Origin of the sequence: Peribacillus sp. NPDC076916 (assembly GCF_050269675.1) — a bacterium.
GTDB classification, from domain to species: Bacteria; Bacillota; Bacilli; order Bacillales; family DSM-1321; genus Peribacillus; species Peribacillus aracenensis.
In genome coordinates this window covers 131,995-154,340 of the sequence record NZ_JBNNIU010000007.1, presented here as the reverse complement: position 1 = coordinate 154,340, position 22,346 = coordinate 131,995, and the positions used below count along the sequence as shown (strand labels likewise).

At 40.0% G+C, this 22,346-nt stretch carries 18 protein-coding genes and 1 riboswitch; of the genes, 12 read left to right on the top strand and 6 right to left on the bottom strand.

The genetic code is table 11. The features are described 5' to 3' along the window. Window positions 1-63 precede the first annotated feature (63 nt). From ACQKFG_RS19845 to ACQKFG_RS19835, 3 genes are all read left to right on the top strand, one after another. Window positions 64-858, top strand: a complete 795-nt coding sequence (locus ACQKFG_RS19845; protein ID WP_427562040.1) for an alpha/beta fold hydrolase — start codon at window positions 64-66, stop codon at window positions 856-858. An 86-nt stretch (window positions 859-944) separates the two neighbouring features. Beyond that, window positions 945-1,193, top strand: coding sequence for a ferredoxin (locus ACQKFG_RS19840; protein ID WP_427562102.1), 249 nt, complete (start codon window positions 945-947; stop codon window positions 1,191-1,193). A 244-nt stretch (window positions 1,194-1,437) separates the two neighbouring features. Beyond that, window positions 1,438-2,430, top strand: coding sequence for an NAD(P)/FAD-dependent oxidoreductase (locus ACQKFG_RS19835; RefSeq protein ID WP_427562037.1), 993 nt, complete (start codon window positions 1,438-1,440; stop codon window positions 2,428-2,430). A gap of 643 nt (window positions 2,431-3,073) precedes the next feature. Here ACQKFG_RS19835 and iadA read toward each other — a convergent pair. Beyond that, entirely contained in the window at window positions 3,074-4,246 is a 1,173-nt protein-coding gene (iadA, locus tag ACQKFG_RS19830) for a beta-aspartyl-peptidase (protein ID WP_427562034.1), read from the bottom strand. 36 nt (window positions 4,247-4,282) lie between these two features. Next, complete coding sequence (locus ACQKFG_RS19825) at window positions 4,283-5,698, bottom strand: YfcC family protein (RefSeq protein WP_427562031.1); 1,416 nt, start codon at window positions 5,696-5,698, stop codon at window positions 4,283-4,285. A gap of 289 nt (window positions 5,699-5,987) precedes the next feature. Between ACQKFG_RS19825 and ACQKFG_RS19820 the strand changes: the two genes are divergently transcribed. Further along, a complete protein-coding gene (locus ACQKFG_RS19820; protein ID WP_427562028.1) occupies window positions 5,988-8,039 on the top strand; it encodes a sigma 54-interacting transcriptional regulator in 2,052 nt (683 codons plus the stop codon). A gap of 223 nt (window positions 8,040-8,262) precedes the next feature. Here ACQKFG_RS19820 and ACQKFG_RS19815 read toward each other — a convergent pair whose 3' ends face one another. After that, a complete protein-coding gene (locus ACQKFG_RS19815) occupies window positions 8,263-9,186 on the bottom strand; it encodes a LysR family transcriptional regulator (RefSeq protein WP_427562025.1) in 924 nt (307 codons plus the stop codon). 442 nt (window positions 9,187-9,628) lie between these two features. Here ACQKFG_RS19815 and ACQKFG_RS19810 point away from each other — a divergent pair, with 442 nt between their 5' ends. The 4 genes from ACQKFG_RS19810 to ggt all read left to right on the top strand — a co-directional run bounded on the left by ACQKFG_RS19810 (window position 9,629) and on the right by ggt (window position 15,496). After that, the gene (locus tag ACQKFG_RS19810; protein ID WP_427562022.1) at window positions 9,629-10,603 is read left to right on the top strand and encodes a TAXI family TRAP transporter solute-binding subunit; all 975 of its coding nucleotides are present in this window, start codon (window positions 9,629-9,631) and stop codon (window positions 10,601-10,603) included. Window positions 10,604-10,687: 84 nt separating this feature from the next. Then, a complete protein-coding gene (locus ACQKFG_RS19805) occupies window positions 10,688-11,194 on the top strand; it encodes a DUF1850 domain-containing protein (protein WP_427562019.1) in 507 nt (168 codons plus the stop codon). Next, a complete protein-coding gene (locus ACQKFG_RS19800; RefSeq protein ID WP_349729451.1) occupies window positions 11,187-13,181 on the top strand; it encodes a TRAP transporter permease in 1,995 nt (664 codons plus the stop codon). The genes ACQKFG_RS19805 and ACQKFG_RS19800 overlap by 8 nt, the downstream gene beginning before the upstream one ends. A 239-nt stretch (window positions 13,182-13,420) precedes the next feature. Next, the gene (ggt, locus tag ACQKFG_RS19795; protein ID WP_427562016.1) at window positions 13,421-15,496 is read left to right on the top strand and encodes a gamma-glutamyltransferase; all 2,076 of its coding nucleotides are present in this window, start codon (window positions 13,421-13,423) and stop codon (window positions 15,494-15,496) included. A gap of 145 nt (window positions 15,497-15,641) precedes the next feature. Here the strand turns inward: ggt and ACQKFG_RS19790 are convergent, their stop codons facing one another. Continuing rightward, entirely contained in the window at window positions 15,642-16,544 is a 903-nt protein-coding gene (locus ACQKFG_RS19790; RefSeq protein ID WP_427562013.1) for a LysR family transcriptional regulator, read from the bottom strand. Window positions 16,545-16,667: 123 nt separating this feature from the next. Between ACQKFG_RS19790 and hutG the strand changes: the two genes are divergently transcribed. From hutG to ACQKFG_RS19770, 4 genes are all read left to right on the top strand, one after another. Next, on the top strand, window positions 16,668-17,624 hold the full coding sequence (hutG, locus tag ACQKFG_RS19785; RefSeq protein ID WP_427562010.1) for a formimidoylglutamase: 957 nt from the start codon (window positions 16,668-16,670) through the stop codon (window positions 17,622-17,624). Window positions 17,625-17,915: 291 nt separating this feature from the next. Further along, a complete protein-coding gene (locus ACQKFG_RS19780; protein ID WP_153246094.1) occupies window positions 17,916-18,071 on the top strand; it encodes a hypothetical protein in 156 nt (51 codons plus the stop codon). Window positions 18,072-18,131: 60 nt separating this feature from the next. Further along, window positions 18,132-18,803: an SOS response-associated peptidase gene (locus tag ACQKFG_RS19775; protein WP_427562007.1), complete on the top strand. Its 672-nt coding sequence runs from the start codon at window positions 18,132-18,134 to the stop codon at window positions 18,801-18,803. A 260-nt stretch (window positions 18,804-19,063) separates the two neighbouring features. After that, window positions 19,064-19,171: riboswitch (SAM riboswitch) on the top strand. A gap of 189 nt (window positions 19,172-19,360) precedes the next feature. Next, window positions 19,361-20,671 (top strand): Na+/H+ antiporter NhaC family protein, encoded by a 1,311-nt coding sequence (locus tag ACQKFG_RS19770; protein WP_427562004.1) that lies wholly within the window; start codon window positions 19,361-19,363, stop codon window positions 20,669-20,671. A gap of 228 nt (window positions 20,672-20,899) precedes the next feature. Here the strand turns inward: ACQKFG_RS19770 and ACQKFG_RS19765 are convergent, their stop codons facing one another. Beyond that, window positions 20,900-21,445 (bottom strand): chromate transporter, encoded by a 546-nt coding sequence (locus ACQKFG_RS19765; RefSeq protein WP_228467391.1) that lies wholly within the window; start codon window positions 21,443-21,445, stop codon window positions 20,900-20,902. A gap of 47 nt (window positions 21,446-21,492) precedes the next feature. Then, window positions 21,493-22,116 carry a chromate transporter gene (locus ACQKFG_RS19760; protein ID WP_427562000.1) on the bottom strand — a complete coding sequence of 208 codons (624 nt, stop codon included), beginning with the start codon at window positions 22,114-22,116 and terminating at the stop codon, window positions 21,493-21,495. Window positions 22,117-22,346 lie beyond the last annotated feature (230 nt).

Below are 22,346 nucleotides of genomic sequence, written 5' to 3'. Positions count from 1 at the left end.
ATTACAGCTTTCAAAACTGTTTGTTAAAAGTTTTGCCAAAAACAAATAAGGGGGACTGATAGCATGCCATACGTAAAAGTAGAAGATTTAAACATTCATTATGAAATAGAGGGCACTGGGGAACCTTTAGTATTATTACATGGTATGAGCAATAATTCACAGTCTTGGAAGGAACAGATCCAGGAATTAAATGAGCATTATACAGTAATTGCCTGGGATGCCCCGGGTTATGGGAAAAGTTCAGATCCAGCAGAAGAATTTAGAAGTTTTAAAGAGTTTGCGCGTATTCTGAACGGCATGATGGATCAGCTAAAGTTGGGAAAAATCCACCTGCTCGGCCATTCAATGGGAGCGGCAATTGCGATAGAGTACTGTAGCCTATACCCAGATAAGATTAATAAACTAATATTAGCCGATTCGACAAGAGGGGCTGCTGCTCTAACTCCGGAAGAGAATGAGACAAAATTGAAAAATCGATTATTTTCAATTGAAAACCAATCTACTGAGGAGATAGCGGAAAAGAGGATACATGCACTGCTATCCCCCCATGCTTCAGAAAAAGTACATACACGAGTAAAAGAGATTATGACACAGATAAGACCAGCAGGATATCGTTCGGTAGCATATTCACTTTATCATCTAAATCAAATGAAATCGTTATCTCATATAGATGTTCCTGTTCTTGTAATTTGCGGTGAGTTGGATACTGTAACTCCAATTAAGGAGTCGGAAGCAATTCATGAAGAGTTAATAAACTCCCGGCTAGTGATAATTCCAGAAGGCGGTCACCTGTGCTACCAGGAAAATCCTGAAAAGTTTAATTCAAGCATTTTGGAATTTTTGAACGATATTGAGTAAGGAAAAAACAAATTCGATTGCTTAAGGCTTCTCTAAATGCCTTAGGAAAAAAGGTTTTAGATTATATAGAGGAATGGAAAGTGAAAATGGCTAATTTTACAATCGTGGATAAAGAAACTTGTATTGCCTGCGGAGCTTGTGGTGCTTCAGCTCCGGATATTTATGATTACGATGAAGAAGGTATTGCGTATGTTATATTGGATAATAATGTCGGGGCAGCGATTATACCTGAAGAACTCGTGGAAGATATGATAGATGCTTCAGAAGGATGTCCAACCGATTCTATAAAAGTGGCTCAAGTATCCTTTGATGGTAATCCTAATAAATTTGAATAATATATATAGAAATATATTCAATGAGGGCGTTTCTACTGATTATAGATTTAAAGATTTTAAAACTAAGGAAATTGAAGTCACTAGTTTGTCTTTTGAAAGGGTGGATATTTAACCGATCTTCTCCATCATTATTAGAAGAGGAAAAGGAAGAAATACTTGTGGAGACATTACAAGTCAATCCCTTACAACCTGTAGATCATGTTCAGTAAGAACAACCAACTTAGAAAAACAAGGAGTGATTACATTGACAGAAGATAAGAAGGTCTATGACATAACAATTATTGGCGGCGGCCCAGTTGGTTTGTTTACGGCGTTCTATGGCGGAATGAGGCAAGCAAAGGTGAAAATCCTTGAAAGTCTTCCTCAATTGGGAGGACAGCTTTCGGCTCTTTATCCCGAAAAATTCATTTATGATATAGCTGGATTTCCAAAAGTAAGGGCGCAGGAATTGATAGAGAATTTAAAAGAACAAATGAAAGTATTCGAACCAACCATTTGTCTTGAAGAAGCAGTTGAACAGATGGAAAAGCAAGAAGACGGAACATTTAAGATCACCACAAACCTCGATACTCATTTTTCTAAATCAGTAATCATTACTGCTGGAAATGGAGCCTTTCAACCCCGTAAACTGGAATTGGAAGATTCAACACAGTTCGAAAATAAGAATTTGCATTATTTCGTGAATGATATGAACCGATTTAAAGGAAGAAAAGTGGCGATTCTAGGCGGGGGGGATTCTGCTGTTGATTGGGCCCTTATGTTAGAGCCGATTGCAAAAAAGGTAACATTGATTCACAGAAGAGATAAATTCCGTGCCCATGAACATAGTGTAGAAAAATTAGTGAATTCCTCCGTTGAGGTCAAAACACCTTATATTCCCTCCGAGCTGGTTGGAGCAGATCAAATTACTCAAATTGTTTTAGAGCATACAAAGACTCAACAAAAAGAAGTGGTTGACGTAGATGATTTAATTATTAATTACGGCTTTGTCTCTTCTCTTGGAGCGATTAAAGAGTGGGGTCTAAACATCAATAAAAATGCAATTATCGTAAATTCCAAACAAGAAACGAACATTTCAGGCATTTACGCGGCCGGGGATATTTGTACGTATGATGGAAAGGTTAAATTAATTGCTTCCGGATTTGGTGAAGGTCCTACGGCAGTTAATAATGCCAAAGCCTATATTGACCCCATGGCGAAAGTTCAGCCATTGCATAGTACTTCCTTATTTGGTTGATATATTTGGCATCAAGACTCTTCTGAAGAAATGAAAGTACGTAGCGAGAATCCAGAATAAAAGTGATGAATAGGGGTCTCGATAGTCCTGATTTTGGATGGAGATGAACCTTAAAGCAGAAATCGGGGCTTTACAGGTTTAGTTGCCTTATGAACTAACAGGTTGATAGTTCAGCAAAGGAGACAGGCCAAGATGACTGAAAAATAAAAGTCGAATTCCTTCACGGTTAGGAATTCGGCTTTTTAGTTTGTTTAAGTAACGCCCCTATAGCGATTCTTCACAATATTAATTTTTGCAAGTAAATGATAGAAATGATCATGCTTGTTAATGGTAAATAGTGGGTTAGTTTCTAACGACATCCACGGTAATTCTGCCACACATGGGGCGGTTCGGTTATACCTTTGGTGAAATAAGATCCCATTGCCCCTATGATGGCTGAAACAAATAATTTAAGAGCTGAATCGATCGGAACAACAAAATATTCATAATGGCCAGTGACAATGCTTTTTTAACATTGCATGAATATGATTAAATTAGGATGGACTTCTACGAAATACGGACCAAAGGATAGGTGATACTTAATACGAAATCTTAAAAAATGCGAGTCGTGAAAATTTTTCGATAACGGGTATCTTGTCTAAACTCATTCAAATGTTCCTTTTATCAAAGGAATGCCCTTTTCTACCATAACTTGTCCTCTTGCCATTACCGTGCTGATTGCCAAATTTTCCTTTTGCAATAGTACGATATCTGCATCCTTCCCGGTTTGGATACTTCCCTTGTTTGATAGTTTCAGCACTTGTGCGGGATTAGTGGTGATGACCTTCAGTGCCGTTTCAAGGGGGATTCCTTCTTCTAAAACAGAATCACGCACTTCCTGATATAGCGAAGATACTTTTCCCACTTGAAGGCCCGCATACTCCCCATGGGTGTTGAAAAACGGGAGGCTGGCCTGTCCGTCAGAAGAGAAGGTAATGTGTCCGACTGGTATCCCTTCTTCAAGCATCATTCGCAAGGCAATGCTGCACTTCACTTCGCCATCATCCAGAAACTGAGGAATGGTGCTTGTTGTAAAGTCTACGTACCCGCCGCGCTTAGCGTAATCAATTCCCGCCTTGAATAATTCTTCATTTCGGTTGATATGTGTCGGGTGGAGCTGCCGAATCGGAATGTTGGTTTTATCAGCAATAGCATGTAACAACGAGAGCTCGCCATCTCCATCTCCTACATGAACTTCTAAAATACCTGCTTTTCCTGACAGAATACCGCCGTTGCGTGCCGCTGCGGCGATTTTGGTCAATTCTTCAAAAGTGGGTTCTGATGATCTATGGTCCGAGATGGCAATCTCTCCGACACCGATGATTTTGTCGATGAAAATAAGGTCATCTTCGATTTTTCCTGTCAATGTTTTTACTGGCACTTGGTAGGAACCTGTATGAATGAAGCAGGAAATACCCTCTTCTTCAAGCGCCCGGGCCTTGGCAAGGAGGCTTTCCATTCTACGCGTAGTTCCGTCCGTACCGAGCAAGCCGACCAGGGTTGTAATGCCGGAAGTCGTAATATCCGTAAGCATCAGCTCGGGGGTGCGGGTTTTGAATCCGCCCTCACCGCCTCCGCCAATAATATGAACATGTGAATCTATGAAACCTGGAACAACTAGAAGGTTGGTCGCATCAATGATATGAATAGGAGCAAAGTTGTTAGGAATTTCGATTCTGTCATCGATGAATGCAATTTTATCATTTGTGATCAAAACGTCTTTCCGTCCTAAGTAATTGGGTGAGTATATCTCGCCATTTTTGATTAAAGTAAGCAATGTGTTTTTCCTCCTGTGATTAATTCATGATTTTTATCAGAATGGACCATATCCGATGAAGTGAGCCATGATGACTGCTATTAATCCGATGAGATATTGAATGAGTACCAGGGGCAGGATCCACTTCGCCCATTTTGTCCAAGGTATGCCTGCAATTGCCAAGCCCGCCATCAAGGTGGTCGCGGTCGGGAAAATCATATTTCCAATTCCGTCCGCAAAAGAGAAAGACAACACTGCAGTTTGACGTGTAATATCCAATAAGTCTGCGAGCGGGACCATAATTGGCATGGTCAACATCGCATGACCGGTGCCGGAAGCTAAAATAAAATGAATGAGAGTTTGGAAGCTGTACATGCCGGCAACGCTTAAATAGGCCGGAATATGCTGAATGGCTTCAGATATTTGATGGAGCATAGGGTCGACGATATGTCCCTCATTCAATACAACAAGAATGGCGCGTGATACGCCAATAATCAAAGCACCGCCCAGCAAGGCTGCAGATCCATTGGTAAAGGAGCTGACGATGTGATCGGCAGACAATTTTCCGATGATTCCAATGACAATTGTCAATATGATGAATAAGGCAGCGATTTCTGTCATGTACCATTGGAACTTGATGACCCCAAACGCCAAGACGATATAGTTAATTAAGAAACTAGCTAAGATGAACTTATGTCTCGCAGTTAACTTCACACTTGATTGCAGCAGTTTTTTCGATTCTTCTTTTGTATATTTTCCATAGATTCCGGTGGAAGGATTTTTCTTTACCTTCATTGCGTAACGATGGATATAAAGAACGGAAACAAGATAGACGATAATAAATAAAATAAGGCGCAACCCTATTCCTGAAAACATCGGCAATTCAGCAATTCCTTGCGCAAGTCCTACTGTGAATGGATTCATGATGGCAGTCGTGAATCCCGACAATGCCCCAACAATGACGATGGCGGTTCCTGTAATTGTATCGAATCCGAGAGCCAACGCTAGCGGAATGATAAGAGGGAGATATGCTAGAGTTTCTTCCGCCATTCCCATTAAGGAGCCGCCTACAGCAAAAAACAACATCACGACAGGAATTAATAGCTTTTCACGTGTCGCCAACTTCCGAGCCATTGTGGCGATCAGCACATCAACCGTCCCTGTTGCTCTTAAAACACCGAAAAACCCTCCAATAATCAACAAGAAAAAGATGATATTGCCGGCTTCAACCATTCCTGTGTGAATAGCTTTTATCATATCGAACAATTCCACCGGAGCAGATTCTATCCATTTAAAAGAAGTGGCGTCAACAGTTGTCCGTCCATCTGCTTCGATCCGTGTATATTCCCCGGCCGGCAAGATGTAAGTAAATAGGGTTGCTATTGCGAGAATGCAGAGCAGCAATACAAAAACATTGATTTTTTTTTCCCCCGCTGTTTCCAGCAAAACAGCTTTCTCTTCTAATCGGCTCATAAGTGTCTCTCCTTTGTAATAAAATGAGTGCATGAAACTAATATGCTTACAAAATATTGCCGGCCTATCACCTTCATCTGTTTTTCTAGTATTCTGCTTTTTCCTCCTTTTCAAAACCATAGGCATGTCAACGGACGTCAATGTCATCAATGTCAATAGATATGCAAAATCTGTGCCAATACGGGGTAATTGATTTTTATGAAAACTTAATGGTTGAATTGAAGTTTTAGGTCTTTATTGGTTCTTTTTGGTGATATAATAGTACCAATTAAAGACAGGTAGGTGTTTTATGTCAAAATCCTCACTTACACTTATAGCGGGAAGCTCAAAAACTAAGGAAGCCTTGCAGGAGCAACTGGAACAACTGCTTGGAGACTACGTGCATGTCAAAAGCCATTCTACCGATGAGGGAATACCTCGTTTTCTGGGAGATGGAATGATCTTGTTTTCATCAGATGCCGCTTATGACAAGAAAGAGGGAATGTATAGCGTAAATCCCGAGAAAATAATCGTCGGAAAGAGAACGGTTAATCATGAATACATTGACAAGCTATTAAGAATACCAGCGGGTTCGGCCGTTCTTTTGGTGAATGATGATGATGATGCAACTATAAACCTTATTGAATCCTTATATCAGCTTGGTGTCGATCATGTTCAATTTATTCCTTTCAGGAAGGGGATATTATTTTATGAGAATGTCCAAATCGCCGTTTCACCAGGAGAAACTCACCTATGTCCCTCTTACATAAAAGAAGTAATCGATATAGGTGTGCGTCTTTTTGATATAACAACAATTTTGGAAGTTGTAGAATGCTGTGGTCTACACAAGGATATATCCTCGAAGATTTCAGAAAGGTATATTAGCAATATCATTGAATTACAACGTAAGCTGTTATATGCAGAGCGTGATGCCAAGCAAATGAGCGATCATATCCAAAATGTGTTGGGGACTGTCGATGACGGCATATTGGTCGTTAACGAGGAAGGGCTGATAACGGTATTCAATAACCAGCTTGCGGCATTGTTCCATGTTGATGCAAAAGATGTAGTTCATCAGTATCTAGAGCATGTATTGAATCGCCGGGATATTATCGATTTCATCATGGGAAGTAATGATGAAAGCAAGTTCTTCAACATAGACGGAGTGGATGTCGTGATTTTTCGATTGCAAATGATGAAAGAAAATACAATCGTCGCAACCTTCAAAAGCGTACACCAAGCTTTCGAAATAGAAAAGACTGCACAAAGAGAAATGCGAAATCAAGGCTTTTATTCAAAATACAACTTTGAAGATATTATTGGCGAAAATGAAGTAATGAAAGAGCGTAAGCAGATTGCCAAGAAGCTTGCCCTGTCTGAGCATCCGATTTTGGTTCAGGGAGAAACAGGAACCGGAAAAGAGCTGTTTGCTCATGCGATTCATGAGCATTCATTGCGAAAGAACGGGCCGTTTCTAGCGGTCAACTGCAGCGCTTTAACAGAAACTTTACTTGAAAGTGAATTGTTTGGTTACGAAGAAGGGGCATTTACAGGAGCACAAAGGGGAGGCAGGAAAGGACTGTTTGAAATGGCGGATAACGGGACGATCTTTTTGGATGAAATTGGTGATATAAGTCTCACAGTTCAATCCCATCTGCTTCGAGTTCTTCAGGAGGGTGAAATACGCAGAATTGGCGGCAAGAGAATCATTCCCATAAATGTTAGGGTAATCACCGCGACGAATAAAAATCTTCACGATAAGATGCGGGACGGTTCATTCAGAACAGACTTGTTTTACCGTCTGAATGTACTTAATCTTTACATACCGTCACTAAAAGAGAGAAGAGCGGATATTCCACTTTTGATAAAGCACCTCATCACAAAAAGCGGGAAGTGGGTAAAAGTGGAGCAAGACGTTATGGAGTTTTTCATGCAATATGAATGGCCCGGCAACATTAGGGAACTTAAAAGCACGATCGATTACATGCTGACGGTTTGTGAGGGGAATGTCTTGACGAAGAGTGACCTTCCGTTCATGCACGGGCATGGGGAAGAAAGTGTTACGGCAGATTATCCCGTCTGTGAAAGTATACTGGAAATTCAGGAGCGAATTTTCATCTTGGAAGTAATCAAGCAATACAACGATAAAGGAAAAGCGGCAAGTCGAGAACTTATTGCTAGTCAGAGTAAAGAATCGGCCTTTGTCTTGTCCCCTCAGCAAATCCGTCGCCGCCTGGATATTTTGGAAATCGAAGGATTTGTCGTCAAAGGCAGAGGAAGGGCCGGCACTAAGATCACCGCTGAGGGGATGGAGTATTTATATTTTCTTAAGTCAAAGCATGCTATGCATGGATATAATTAGCCACTATCTAAAAGAAGAATTTGCAATTTCAAGGTTTTAATAAGTGATGGAAGGGGTCCCGCCAAACGCCAATAAGTAGTTTAAGAGATGAAATTACAATTTTTATAGCCCCATTTCTCAGTGTCACAAGAGAAATGGGGCTTTTTTAATACCGATTAGTATAGTTCTTAATTATAATTGACCCTTTTTCACTCCGAGTTTTATTCGCAACATTTTTACTACCTCATATGTCTTTAAAATCATGATCATTCTCTAACGTTTTCAAAATATGCTTAGTCAGATTTGATGCATCCGTGTTTTTCCAAACTGCCGATATGGAACTGAATAATTCCGAATTATCGATGTTTAAGGCTTTGACTTGGCTTTTTCCCAACAAACTCACCATATCTTCCGGCATGAGGGCTACGCCTAAGTTATTGGAAATGAGATTGGCGATCGTCAGTAATTCTGAGCCTTTACATAATTCTTTAGGTGAAAATCCCGCAGTTAGACAAGCCTTTTCTAAAAGGAATTGAAGGGAGTGTGCTTGAACGGCATCATAATGGATAAAAGGTTCGTCTTTAGCTTCGAATAATTGTATGGCATCTTTTTGGGCTAGGGGATGATCAATGGAAACGACTAATTGTAAAGGGAACCTCATGAATTCAATCATGCTTAATCCTTCATTGGCGATGATGTTACTGTGGATGGGCGTTCGGATGAAACCGATGTGATAGTTTTGTTGGTTTACGAGTTTTACTGCCCTTGAAGATGTTGTTTCATGCACGTAAAATTCCGTTTCCGGGTATTCACCCACAATCTTTTTCAATAGCTTAGGGATAAATATGCTAGCTGCAGAGGGGACGGTGGCAATCTTCAGTTTAGGTTTGGGAATGGTTTTATTTTCAACTATGTAATTCACTGTTTTCTCAATATCTTCAAAGGAAGGAGCTAGTTTTTTATAGATGTACTCTCCTTCTTCCGTCAATGTAATTTTTCTTGTCGTTCGATTCAATAATTTAAATCCTAATTGTTTTTCGAGGGATAAAATCTGTTGGCTAAGTCCGGGCTGGGATATATGCAGGGTTTTTGAAGCCTCACTGAAACTCAGATGGTTAGAAACCTCTATGAAATAGCGGAGGGATAGGAAATTCAAACAATCACCCACTTCAGTTGGATTTGAAAGTGAAAGGCTAAAATGGCCGGTAAAAGAAAGGGTTGACTTCTAATATTCCCTCTCAAACAAAAGCGGGAAATAACTAATTAAAGGCTAGAAAGATGCTAGGAAAATCATTTTATAATATAGACTTATAAGTTTATAACAATAATATATTTCTAAAATGGAAGAGTCAATATTATCCTTAAAGAAAGGGGAAATAGGTAATAAAGGGTAAAATATTACTATATGATAACGGATTTTCTTTGTTTTTAATAGTTTTTTTTACACATTTATGCTTGTTATTTCGATTTCTATAAAAATTTTATAGTCAATTACTAGTGCTTTAGATTCATATGTCTTATTTTGTAAAAAAAGGAAAAGCAAGGTGTTCGGTAGAATAATAACACTATCATCTCTTGCGGATGAAGAAAACACATAAGGAGGGAGTTTTATGAAAAAGTTTAATAAGTACTTTTTATTGGTCATGATTTTGACGGTCACCGGTATTATCACGGCCTGCGGAGACAGTAAGGAAAAGGTATCCGGAAGCGGAAACCAAGACCTGAGTTTGTTGACTGGTGGAACGGGAGGTACATACTATCCACTTGGGGGACAAATTGGAAAAATCATTTCCGATAAAACAAAAGCGAAAATAACACCTCAGACATCTGGTGCCTCGGCTGAAAACATGGAAACTTTAAGAGCTGGAGAAGCTGAAATAGCTTTTTCGCAAACGGATATTGCCGCATATGCACTTGAAGGAAAAGAAATGTTCGACGGGAAACCTATAGACAATATACAAGCGATAAGCTCTTTATATCCTGAAACGGTTCAAATTGTAACGACGGCAAAGAGTGGAATTAAATCAGTCGAGGATTTGAATGGTAAAAAGGTATCGGTAGGTGCACCGGGTTCTGGTGCTTACATCAATGCCATGCAAATCCTGGAGATCCATGGATTGACTGAGAAAGATATTAAAGGACAAAATCTTTCTTTCGATGAGTCGACGGAGGGAATCCAAGCAGGAAGTATTGACGCAGCTTTCATTACGGCCGGTACACCAACTGGTGCGGTTGATGCGCTATCCGTACAAAATGATATTATTATCCTGCCTATTGCAGAGGACAAGATTCAAGCGTTGGTTAAAAAATACCCATACTATGCAGAAGACACGATTCCAAGCGGGACGTACAAAATCAAATCCGAGGTGAAAACAGTTGCTGTTAAAGCAATGTTAGTGGTTACAAAGGATCTTGATGAAGATTTAGTGTATGAAATGACAAAAGCGGTATATGACAACACGGATAAAATTACACATGCCAAGGGCAAGTTCATTACAGCAGAGACTGCACTTGAAGGATTAGGGGATATGGAAGTTCATCCTGGCGCAGCAAAATACTTTAAAGAAAAAGGTGTTTCCAAGTAATGCAATTTGGTCGGTAGCTCGCTATATGTGGCCTATCGGCTTCGTTTTTTCTGAATGGGATTTCAGATTTTGAAAGGGGTACCTATGAAATTCAAGAGATTCATGGCTTTTGGTACACCTCTGATCATCGCTTTTCTATTATTTTTTCCGTATAAGCATGTAATTGCATTTTCCTACCAGGACCAAGGAGAATTAGTCGCATACTTGCCATTGAAAAGAGAGAAAAACTTCCAGATTAAGTATACACACTCCATCCACCTCTCGGAGGTACTGGAATCATATCGTTTATCAGATCAACAAATCGAACAAACCGAACTTGCTTATAATGACTTTGCTGTCGGTATGCCTTCTAATGCAGAGGGGGAAGAAGTATTCGAAGAGAAAGACGGTACTTACTTCATAAAAAATATGAATCGCAATTTCGCTTATATAGATTTACGAGTAGGAAAAGTTAGAGCTAACCATCGGTTAATATATGATGAAAAAACATACACATTGGCAGACTTTATTAAACCAGGGACATGGGTCAGGATTTCATCAGAAAGAATTTCATTATGGGAACAGTTGAAGGGAGTGAAGATTAGTGGCTGATCAAGAAAAAACGAAGTATTTAACCGAAGCAGAACAACAGGAGTTATTGGAAAAATATGATCCTGAAGCCGGGACAAGGAAATTAACTGGTGTCTTGGGCCACATTGCATTTTTTGGACTCTTAGCTTTTTCGTTATTCCAATTATATACTGCTGTTTTTGGTGTTTTTACAGCACAAATCCAACGGACGATACATTTAGGGTTTGCACTCTCCTTGATTTTTTTACTTTTTCCTGCAAACCGGAAGAAGCGTCAGAAAGGAAAATTTCAAGTTGCTTGGTACGATATCATTTTAGCAATCCTTAGTATAGGCGTAGGTGCGTATTGGCCATTATTTTTCGAGGATATCGTCATGAATGTAGGACGTCTGGGTGCATTGGATTTTGCGGTTGGTTTAATGGCCATTCTGCTAGTTTTAGAGGCAACTAGGCGTGCTGTAGGGCTTCCTATTATGATCATTGCTTTATTATTCGTTTTCTATGGGATTTTTGGTCAGTATATGCCAGGCTTCCTCTCTCATCGAGGTTTAACGCTGGAACGTTTGGTGCAAACGATGTTCTTCTCGACAGAGGGCATTTTAGGTACACCTCTAGCGGTTTCATCGACATTCATCTTCCTGTTTTTATTATTTGGTTCCTTTCTTGTCCGTACGGGTGTCGGTCAATATTTCAATGATCTTGCAACGTCTATTGCCGGTAGAAGGATAGGGGGACCTGCGAAGGTTGCGATTTTTTCCAGTGCTCTGCAAGGAACGATCAGCGGAAGCTCTGTGGCTAATGTTGTCACTTCTGGATCCTTTACGATACCGATGATGAAAAATCTTGGATACAAGAAGGAATTCGCCGGGGCAGTGGAAGCAGCCGCGTCTACTGGCGGTCAATTAATGCCTCCGATAATGGGGGCGGCGGCATTTTTAATGGTTGAATTCATTGGGAATGGGATTACGTATTGGGATATAGCAAAGGCAGCTACGATTCCAGCTATCCTTTACTTTTCAGGAATTTGGATCATGACCCATTTTGAAGCGAAACGACTTGGATTGCGTGGATTAACGAAAGAAGAAATGCCAAATAAAAAGGAAGTGATCAGCAAACTTTATTTGTTAATTCCAATCATCGCCATTATCTTCTTGCTCATGCTGAATATAACGGTTACACATGCAGCCTTGTATTCCATTCTTATCTCGGTTCTTGTAGGATTCATAAACAAGGATGTCCGCATGAAATTCATCGATATCATTTATGCATTGGTGGATGGAGCCCGGACAGCACTTGCGGTTGCAGCTGCAACCGCAGCAGCCGGCATTATTGTAGGAATCGTTACGAAAACGGGGCTTGGGCTGAAATTGGCAAATGGATTAATCGATTTCTCTGGTGGATATTTAATTCCAACACTGATGCTAACGATGGTAGCGGCAATTATTTTGGGAATGGGATCACCTACGACCGCCAATTATGTAATCACATCGACGATTGCAGCACCTGCGATCATTTTGCTTGGCGTCCCTGATTTATCTGCACATCTATTTGTCTTCTATTTTGGCATTATAGCAGATATAACTCCTCCAGTTGCATTAGCGGCATTTGCTGCGGCGGGGGTAGCGGGCAGTGAACCGATAAGAACGGGGATACAGTCATCAAAACTTGCTATTGCTGCATTTATCATTCCGTATATTTTTGTTCTCTCTCCACAATTACTTATGATCGATACAACTTGGATGGAGGTCGCCTGGGTCGTTCTTACAGCGATGTCAGGTATGATTGCAATCGGTGCTGGAGTTATAGGTTACTGGATGAGGGGGATGCACTGGATAGAAAGAATCCTCGCTATAATCGTCGGTTTACTATTAATCTATCCTGAAACGATATCGGACATCGTTGGGTTAACTACATTTATCGTATTGCTGGCTTTACAGTATCTTTGGAAGAGCGACAAATACGACAGCCCCAATATCTTGGAACATAAGCAAAGTATAGAGAAAAGTTGAGGCTTCGATTATCATCGGGATGTAAAGGTTAGTTGAAGAGTCATGCTGAAAATTGGGGAGGTGATTTTTTGAATTGAATCATCATTTGAGAGAACTTACCCAACAGCCAAAGGGAATGTGAATACTGCTTCAATTTAGAGATTAACCGGCATATTCCAGACTTGCAGATCGAGGGTCATCCGTAAATCCACTTGCCGTATGGTGAAATCCCAATTTTGTTTTTGAAAGGAGACTAATTCATGAAATTTTTAAAAAGTTTTATTTTAGTTACTTTCAGTTTCTTTTGTATGATCACACCAGCTTTTGCAAGTGTCCCTGGAGTGGATAAGTCAATGGGAAAGGGGGCAACAAAAGGAATCGTATCAGTTTCTCATCCGTTAGCAGCTGAAGCGGGTATAAAGATACTAAAACAAGGTGGAAACGCAGTCGATGCAGCAGCAGCCATTCAATTATCGTTAAATGTAGTTGAACCAATGATGTCTGGAATCGGTGGCGGCGGTTTTATCATGATTTATAATAAAAAGGAAAATAAAATAACGATGATTGAAAATCGCGAAATGGCACCGAAAAATGTTACGCCTGAACTTTTTTTAGATGGAAAGGGAAAACCTGTTCCTTTTAGTAAGCGGCACACATCTGGTAAAGCGGTTGCAGTTCCTGGAACTCTGAAGGGTGTAGAGACTTCTCTTGAGAAATATGGAACATTGAATTTATCACAAGTCATAGGCCCGGCCATTAAACAAGCTGAACAAGGGGTAAAAGTCAATTGGGCAACAGCACAATATATCGATGAAAATGTAACAAAGCTTAAAAATAACCAAGCGGCTGCAAAGGTTTTTGTACCAGACGGAAAGCCTTTGGAAGAGGGAGACACCCTTGTTCAGCCAGATCTGGCAAAGACTCTTAAGTTAATAAAAAAACAAGGTTCCAAGGCTTTTTATAAAGGTGAAATCGGGGAAGCCCTAACCAAAGAAGTTCAAAAGCGTGAAGGAACGATGACAACTGAGGATTTGCAAAACTATGAAGTGAAAGAAAGAGTGCCGATTAAATCGGAATATAGGGGATTTGAAGTGGTAGGGGCAGCTTCACCAAGCTCAGGCAGTTTGACTGTTCTACAAATCCTGAAGCTTATGGAAGGATACGATGTACAAAAGATGGGGGCGAACACACCTGAGTATCTTCATTATCTCACGGAAGCCATGCATCTTGCTTTTGCCGATCGAGCTGCCTATATGGCAGATGAAGATTTTTATGATGTACCTACAAAAGGACTATTGGATGAAGATTATATTAAAGAAAGACGAAAACTCATCAATCCAAAAAGATCAACAGCTGATGTCAAGGCAGGCGATCCATGGAAGTATGAGGGCAAAGAACCTACTTCAATGAAGAAGGTAAAAGAGGAGAAAACACCGATCGGTCAAACAACCCATTTCTCTGTAATGGATAAATGGGGAAATATGGTTGCTTATACGACTACAATCGAGCAAGTATTCGGATCGGGTATCATGGTACCTGAATATGGATTCATGCTAAATAATGAAATGACGGATTTTGATGCAACACCGGGTGGAGTTAACCAGGTGGAACCAGGAAAAAGACCAAGAAGCAGTATGTCACCGACCTTCGTATTAAAAGATGGCAATCCCTTCATGGCCATTGGTTCACCAGGAGGAGCGACGATAATAGCATCTGTATCTGAAACGATTATGAACGTGCTTGATCATAAAATGCGAATCCAAGATGCAATATTAGCGCCACGTATTTATTCCGCTGGATATCCGACAGTTAGATGGGAACCGGGAATTGAACAAAATACAAGGTTGGAGTTAATGGCAAAAGGCCATGTTTATGAAGAAAAACCCCAGCATATCGGAAATGTGCAAGCTGTTATTTATGATTATGAAAAGGGGAGAATGTATGGGGGAGCCGATAATACGAGAGAAGGAACTGTTCAAGGAGTGTATAATGTCTCCTATAAATCGAAAAAGCCAAAAGAAATAAAAGAAGAAAAAAAGGGACCGTTTACCTTAAAAGTGAATGGAGCCGTTTATCCTTATTCAGCTGAACAAATGAAACTGATAGATGAAAAACCCTATATCCAATCAGATAAATTGTTACTAGGTTTGGGTGCAATTGGAACAGGGGACTTGGAAACATTCAAACCAGATAAAAAATCGTATCTACCGGTATTAAGGGTTGCGCAATCATTAGGATATAAAACAAAATGGAATGAAAAAGACAAAGAGGCACTATTGGAAAAAGATTCGGCGGATATTGGAGATCCAGACGATGATGGCAGTGTCACGAATTAATTTACCCTGACGAATTTAGACTGAAACTGCTCTAGCAAGCAGTTTATAAGGAAATCGAGGGAAATGGCCAAAGCAATAAAATCAAACATTCCCCCTGTGCAATGTGCATTTGGGGAATGTTTTTTTGTCATTACCTTTGATTTTTTTAGTCACCGTTCCTGACATCACTCTTAAAAAAGCTATGTATGTCCTCGATTAACCTACATACCGCAGGAGACAGATATCGATCTTTCAAATAAGCCAGGTAAACAGTCCTTTCCAAATAATTTGAATCGATCGAGCGAATTGCAGTATTGGTTGTTGCAGCGGATCTTATATAGTTTTCCGGTAAAATTGTAACCCCAATCCCTGCTTCCACCAAACTGCAAGCCGTTTCAAGCCTTTCTATTTCGTATAGGATATTGGGAATTGCATTTTCATCCTTAAATGCTTTTAAGATATCATCTCTTGTTTGAAATCCAGTTGTACTGATGATCAATTCTTTCTTTGCTATGTCTTGGAAGGTGATGGACTCTTTTCCGTTTAAATCGTCATCTTTATGGATCAAAAGCATGAATCTTTCATTATAAAGGGGTGTGGACAGAATTTCATCGTTGTTGATGGGCTGGTTCGTGATGGTGAAATGAACATTATACCGATTTAACGAATCGAAAACCTTCTCTTCCCCTAATATTTCCCTGACTTTTATATGAATTTTAGGATAATTGATTTTAAAATTCCTGATGATCTTCGGGAACCAAAATTTGAATGATTCTATGGAACCTATTGATACGGTTCCGCTTCCGACATCCTTCATTTCTTTAAGCTCCACCTGCATATTATCGAATCTTCTTAACAGATCAACAGATCTCGTATAGAAAATCCCCCCTGATTCCGTGAGCTCAAGCCCTCTTGTATTGCGTTCCAAAAGCTGAAAACCAACTTCATTTTCTAATTTCATTATGGCATTACTTAGGGAAGGTTGTGATATATGCAGCGTTTTTGCTGCTTTTGAGAAATTCTTTTCCCGGACAATTGTAGTGAAATATCGAAGTTGACGAAGATCCATATATTCTCCTTTCTATAGCTTTAAGCTATAGATATATTGAAATTTTGTATTGGTAATTATATATTATCTCATTTATAATTTTGAAAAAAGATATTTCGGAATTTTTTAAATAAAGGAGAAATTATGTATACAAATCCGACTTTAAATTATTGGAATGGAAGAATTGATTCCCAATCTGACATGGACAGCTTCAGATACCACCAAAGAGTACGTTTGGCACCGATTTCGGAATTAGCCATCTCTTCCAATTCATCCAGGACCTTTGGATTGATTGGCTTCAAATGTGATGAAGGCGTCAAAAGGAATAAAGGCAGGATTGGTGCGGCAGAAGGGCCTGATCATATTAGGCAGTCATTGGCGAAATTACCCTGTCATTTACCTTCCCGAACCGAGCTGTTGGATGCTGGTGATGTAATATGTGAAGGTACAGAGATGGAGGCCGCTCAATCCCAATTGGGTTCGGCTGTTACCCGGATATTGGAGAGTAGAGCGATTCCTATCATACTTGGCGGAGGGCACGAAACCCTGTATGGCCATTATCTTGGGATTAGGGAATCCATTGGACCAAAAGCTAGCTTGGGAATCATTAATATTGACGCTCACTTTGATATGAGGCCTTATGAAAAAGAAAGTTCATCAGGAACGATGTTTAAGCAAATTTTGGACGAAGATAAAAATTGTGGCTATTTATGTGTCGGAATTCAGAAGCAGGGGAATACGAAGGCACTGTTTGAAACTGCCGAGAGAAGTAAGGTCGATTACATATTGGAAGAAGATTTGTCATTGAATGAAATGGATGAAACTAAGCGGCGGATAAATGAATTCGCTAAGGGATATGACTACATTATTCTTACATTATGTACAGACGTTATTGATTCAGCCTACGCACCTGGGGTAAGTGCTCCATCGCCTTTTGGACTGAATCCGAAATTGGTCCGTGCCATTATCAGGCATATCGTATCGAATGAAAAGATTCTCTCCTTTGATATCTCGGAAGTGAATCCTTCGTTGGATGAAAATAATAAAACCGTTACATTGGCAGCACATTTAATAAATGAGGTTTTACTTCATTTTAAATAATGAATGGCCTTACTAAAATGCCATCTCCGTAATCAACTATCTGTATTGAAGCGAAAAACCTTTTACAGCGCCTGACTGTCCATGAATCATTCATGGGCAGTCTTTTTTATGCCGCCAATTCAAGGATTTATGCTCCCGGGCTTTGTTCGACTAACCCTTTAATGTGTAAAGGAACCTACATGCGGCCTCTTCATTAGTAGATTAACCCATGAATCTGCAAGAGTTCAATACTGATACTTGTGGTCTTTTGGTTTATAATAACAAGCATCTAGCCTTATGAGGGGGGATTCCATGAATGAATATAAAGTAACGGTAAGGAATGGTAGTACCTTGATTTTGTCGGAAATCATTAAAGCTGAAGATGAAAGAGAAGTCCTTGGCACCCTTTTGATTTCCAGCGAATTATTTAATCAGCCATTTACCGACATCAGGATTTTAGAACGCTGATTTGTGCCTGCTTGTTCCATTTGTTACACTGTAATAAATCTTAATACGGTAGGCGATATTATGTGTGGACGTTTCACCCTTTTCACTGATATTGAGGAAATAAAAGATCGGTTTGATATTCAAGGATCATTTGATGAGGAATACCAATTCAGCTACAATATTGCTCCCTCCCAATCCGTGCTATCCGTCATTAATGACGGGGCAAGGAATCGACTTGGATATCTTCGGTGGGGACTCATTCCTTTCTGGGCAAAAGACGAAAAAGTGGGCTATAAAATGATCAATGCCAGAGCGGAAACCATTGCAGAGAAAACAAGCTTCAAGAATGCGTATAAGAAGAAGAGATGCTTGATAATCGCTGACTCATTTTATGAATGGAAGAAGACACCAGAAAGAAAAATACCGATGCGAATAAAACTGAAGAATGATGCTCCATTTGGAATGGCCGGTATATGGGAATCCTGGAAATCTCCTGAAGGCCTCAGCATCTACTCGTGCTCCGTTATAACAACCGTTCCTAATGAGCTGATGACCAGCATTCATGATCGTATGCCTGTCATCCTTAAACCAGAAGATGAAAAAGATTGGTTGAATCCATCCATTAATGATCCTGCATATCTGCAGCAGTATTTAAAGTCATTCGATTCGGAACAAATGGAAGCTTTTGAGGTATCGACTGATGTGAACTCGACTAAAAAAAATTCACCTAACCTAATACAACAAATTTGCTGAGAGGTCATTAGACCTCTTTTTATGTTAATTCCGTCCCGATTAACTGCATATGTCAAGATTCCTAATTAATCATTAAGAAGTGCATGGAAATACTTTAAAACTAAACCTTGCGAAAATAGACAAAATGCTGTACTCTTATATTTGCTTTTCAAAACGACTTCGATGTCTCTTTCAAAAACTCAGATTGGTTTCGGCAACTTTCCAACCTGGTGCTTTTCTGGCAGGCATCGTAATATTTGATAAATTATATAAATTTGATCTTCTTATCAAGAGAGACGGAGGGACTGGCCCGAAGATGTCTCGGCAGCGGACTTAATGGGAGTGCTGTGCCAAATCCAGCAGGCTGATTTTCGCCTGAAAGATAAGGAGGGTGTTTTTTATAAATTAAAAGACCTCTTCTTGTTGTTAAATAGAAGGGGTCTTTTTTATGCCGGCAGTTTTTTAGCTATAGCTCCATGACTGGAGAATCAAGTTCAAGTTGGTGTTATTTGCGAAAACTGTTAAAAGGATAAAGGCTATGACACATGTCATGGGAAAAATAAAAAGAGGTGTACATCATGAGTGCAAACAATAAAGGGAATCCATGGGCGTTGATTCCATTTGTCGTATTTTTAATTTTATTTATAGGGTCCGGGATCATCACTAAAGATTTTTATTCTTTTCCGGTGATTGTAGCCATTTCTATTGCATCAGCGGCTGCATTGGCAATGAATCGGAAAGAAAGTTTCAATCAAAAAGTTGATATTTTCTGTAAAGGTGCAGGGGACGCCAATATTATGTTAATGGTTATCATTTTCCTTTTAGCCGGCGCTTTTTCCGAAGTTGCGAATGGCATGGGGGCGGTTGAATCAACGGTGAATCTTGCCTTAGCCGTTTTTCCGCAAAATCTTTTGATGGTAGGGATATTCATTATCGCTTGTTTTATTTCTCTATCTATGGGGACGAGCATGGGAACGATTGTAGCCCTAGCACCTATCGGGGTCGGAATTAGCGAGCAAACCGATATTTCGCTTGCCCTTTCAATGGCGGCCGTTATTGGTGGTGCGATGTTTGGGGATAATCTATCCTTCATTTCAGATACGACCATCGCTGCAGTTCGAACACAGGGAACGAAAATGAAGGATAAGTTTAAAGTGAATTTTTTCATCGTTTTACCTGCGGCCATCATCACCTGTGCTATCCTAGGAATATTAACGATGGGTGAACAAGCCGACATCACCCAAAATTCTTATAATTGGGTGAAGATTCTTCCATACCTTTGCGTATTGATCACTGCATTGGCAGGAGTCAATGTGTTCCTGGTCCTTTCCAGCGGAATCGTCTTTGCCGGAATCATCGGCTTGGCTGATGGAAGTTATCAACCGTTGGGTGTCATTCAAAAAGTTGGTGAAGGAATGGCGGGAATGTATGAAATATCCTTCCTTGCCATATTAATTGCAGGTATGGTTGCTGTAATCAAACATAATGGTGGCATTGATTATCTACTCCAGCTCGTGACCCGAAATAGCAAATCAAAAAAAGGGGCGGAATTCAGTATTGCCGGGCTTGTTGGCTTGACGAACCTTTCCACGGCAAATAATACGATTTCGATTATCATTGCCGGGCCACTTGCCAAAAATATCGCTGAAAGGTATGGGATTGATCCGCGTAAATCGGCGAGCATACTTGACGTTTTTGCCTGTTGTATCCAAGGGTTGATACCATATGGGGCACAACTGCTTGTTGCAGCAGGGGTAGCAAAAATCTCTCCGATAAGCATCTTGCCGTATTCATATTACCCGATACTAATTGGACTTTGTGGAGTCGTGGCCATCTTGATTGGTTATCCACGGTTTCACTCGGATGAAACGAAGAAACGGACTTCTTAAAAAGAGGACAAAAATGAAAAAAACACCCTGAATCATTGGATACAGGGTGTTTTCTGTATGGGTGAAATCTTCGCATTCATGTCAGTATCAGTGTTCAAAAAGTAATCAAGGCAGTTTTCAATTCATCTGTTTGGTATTTCTTTTATTTATGGTATACCATTTTATTTATAACTAAAATAACTGCTTCAATCCGGTCCATATTGATAATGGTTTTGCGTGCGGCATTTGTCATGAATAGAGGACAACACCAACTAAACCAGAAAGTATAATTACATAAGCTGGGTGCCAGCGTAATTTCATCAGGGCAAATAACGATAATCCAAATACGAGTAATAAGCTTATCGTATGCCATGAAAAGTTAGGGGCTATCATATGATTGGAAAGTGATAAACTGATTGCTGCAAAGAGGATTAGACTAGTGACAATGGGTCTTAATCCATAAAACATGGATTGAATAACTGGATAATGATTCAATTTGCTGAAGAAGGTGGCTATAACGGTCACGAATATTATAGCAGGTAGCAAGATTCCGAGAGCGGATGATATGGCTCCTGCTAATCCAGCAGTAGAATAGCCAACGAGAATGGCACTATTGGCTGTGACAGGTCCTGGGGACATCCCGGAAATGGCGATTATATCGGTAAATTGTTGCGTCGTCAGCCATCCATGCTGTGAGACTTCCGATTCTATTACGGGAATCATGGCGTATCCGCCTCCGAACGATACAAAGCCGATAATAAAGAAGGTGCTAAACAACTCCCACAATTCCATCATTCTACCACACGCTTTCTTGAAAATTAGTTAGACCCTTTTTGATTTACCTATATGCCAGCACCCATGTAAGGTTCGAAATCATTTTCTTCTTTTGTCATATCTTTTCTGTCCAACTTGACATCGTATCCTAATTTTTTCTTGATGGAGATTGTCACAATACCCACTACAGCTCCTGCCACTATAACTATCACAGGGTGAAGAAAGAAGAGAACTGGAATTCCTGCTAATAAAATACAGAAAGTTGATTTGTCTACAACAGCCGTTTTTCCTATCTTGATAGCCGCATAGGCGATGATCGCTACTATGGAAGCTCTGATCGATATGAATGCGGATTCTATCTTCGAATTATCCTGGATGAAAAAATACAAAATGCCTAGGAGCAGGACAATTAAAAAGGTAGGCAATGAAACACCGATCATGGCTGCCATTGCCCCCCTCATTCCGGCAATTCGATGGCCGATAAAGGTGGCGGAGTTAATAGCGACAGCTCCCGGTACGGACTGAGATAACGCAAAAACATCCGTAACTTCTTCGCTATTCATCCATTTCCTCTTTTCGACCACTTCTTTTTCGATTAAAGGGATCATCGCAAACCCGCCTCCGAATGTGACAGGTGCTATTTTAAAAAAGGTCCAAAATAAATGGAATAGAGTTTTCCATTGTCCTTTCATTACATCAGTCACCTTCCTTTGCCGCTAAGTTTAAATCTTATTACTAACATATCAAAGAAAAAGGAATGGGTAAATTGCAACAAAATCATCGGGTATAACAAAACGTTATACCCAGAAGATTTATCCGTTTTATAAAGAATGCCGCCAATAATTTAATAGCCTCACTTATCAGGGAAGCAGCACTCTTTTTTCATTTCACCATTTACCTTTATGATGCTATCATTTTAATG

Coding starts and splice junctions, on each gene's coding strand:
- ACQKFG_RS19845 (WP_427562040.1), top strand. CDS start 64: ATGCCATACGTAAAAGTAGAAGATTTAAACATTCATTATGAAATAGAG.
- ACQKFG_RS19810 (WP_427562022.1), top strand. CDS start 9,629: ATGAAAAAGTTTAATAAGTACTTTTTATTGGTCATGATTTTGACGGTC.
- ACQKFG_RS19775 (WP_427562007.1), top strand. CDS start 18,132: ATGTGTGGACGTTTCACCCTTTTCACTGATATTGAGGAAATAAAAGAT.
- ACQKFG_RS19790 (WP_427562013.1), bottom strand. CDS start 16,544: ATGGATCTTCGTCAACTTCGATATTTCACTACAATTGTCCGGGAAAAG.
- ACQKFG_RS19820 (WP_427562028.1), top strand. CDS start 5,988: ATGTCAAAATCCTCACTTACACTTATAGCGGGAAGCTCAAAAACTAAG.
- ACQKFG_RS19825 (WP_427562031.1), bottom strand. CDS start 5,698: ATGAGCCGATTAGAAGAGAAAGCTGTTTTGCTGGAAACAGCGGGGGAA.
- ACQKFG_RS19780 (WP_153246094.1), top strand. CDS start 17,916: ATGAATGAATATAAAGTAACGGTAAGGAATGGTAGTACCTTGATTTTG.
- ACQKFG_RS19765 (WP_228467391.1), bottom strand. CDS start 21,445: ATGATGGAATTGTGGGAGTTGTTTAGCACCTTCTTTATTATCGGCTTT.
- ACQKFG_RS19805 (WP_427562019.1), top strand. CDS start 10,688: ATGAAATTCAAGAGATTCATGGCTTTTGGTACACCTCTGATCATCGCT.
- hutG (WP_427562010.1), top strand. CDS start 16,668: ATGTATACAAATCCGACTTTAAATTATTGGAATGGAAGAATTGATTCC.
- ACQKFG_RS19770 (WP_427562004.1), top strand. CDS start 19,361: ATGAGTGCAAACAATAAAGGGAATCCATGGGCGTTGATTCCATTTGTC.
- ACQKFG_RS19840 (WP_427562102.1), top strand. CDS start 945: ATGGCTAATTTTACAATCGTGGATAAAGAAACTTGTATTGCCTGCGGA.
- ggt (WP_427562016.1), top strand. CDS start 13,421: ATGAAATTTTTAAAAAGTTTTATTTTAGTTACTTTCAGTTTCTTTTGT.
- ACQKFG_RS19760 (WP_427562000.1), bottom strand. CDS start 22,116: ATGAAAGGACAATGGAAAACTCTATTCCATTTATTTTGGACCTTTTTT.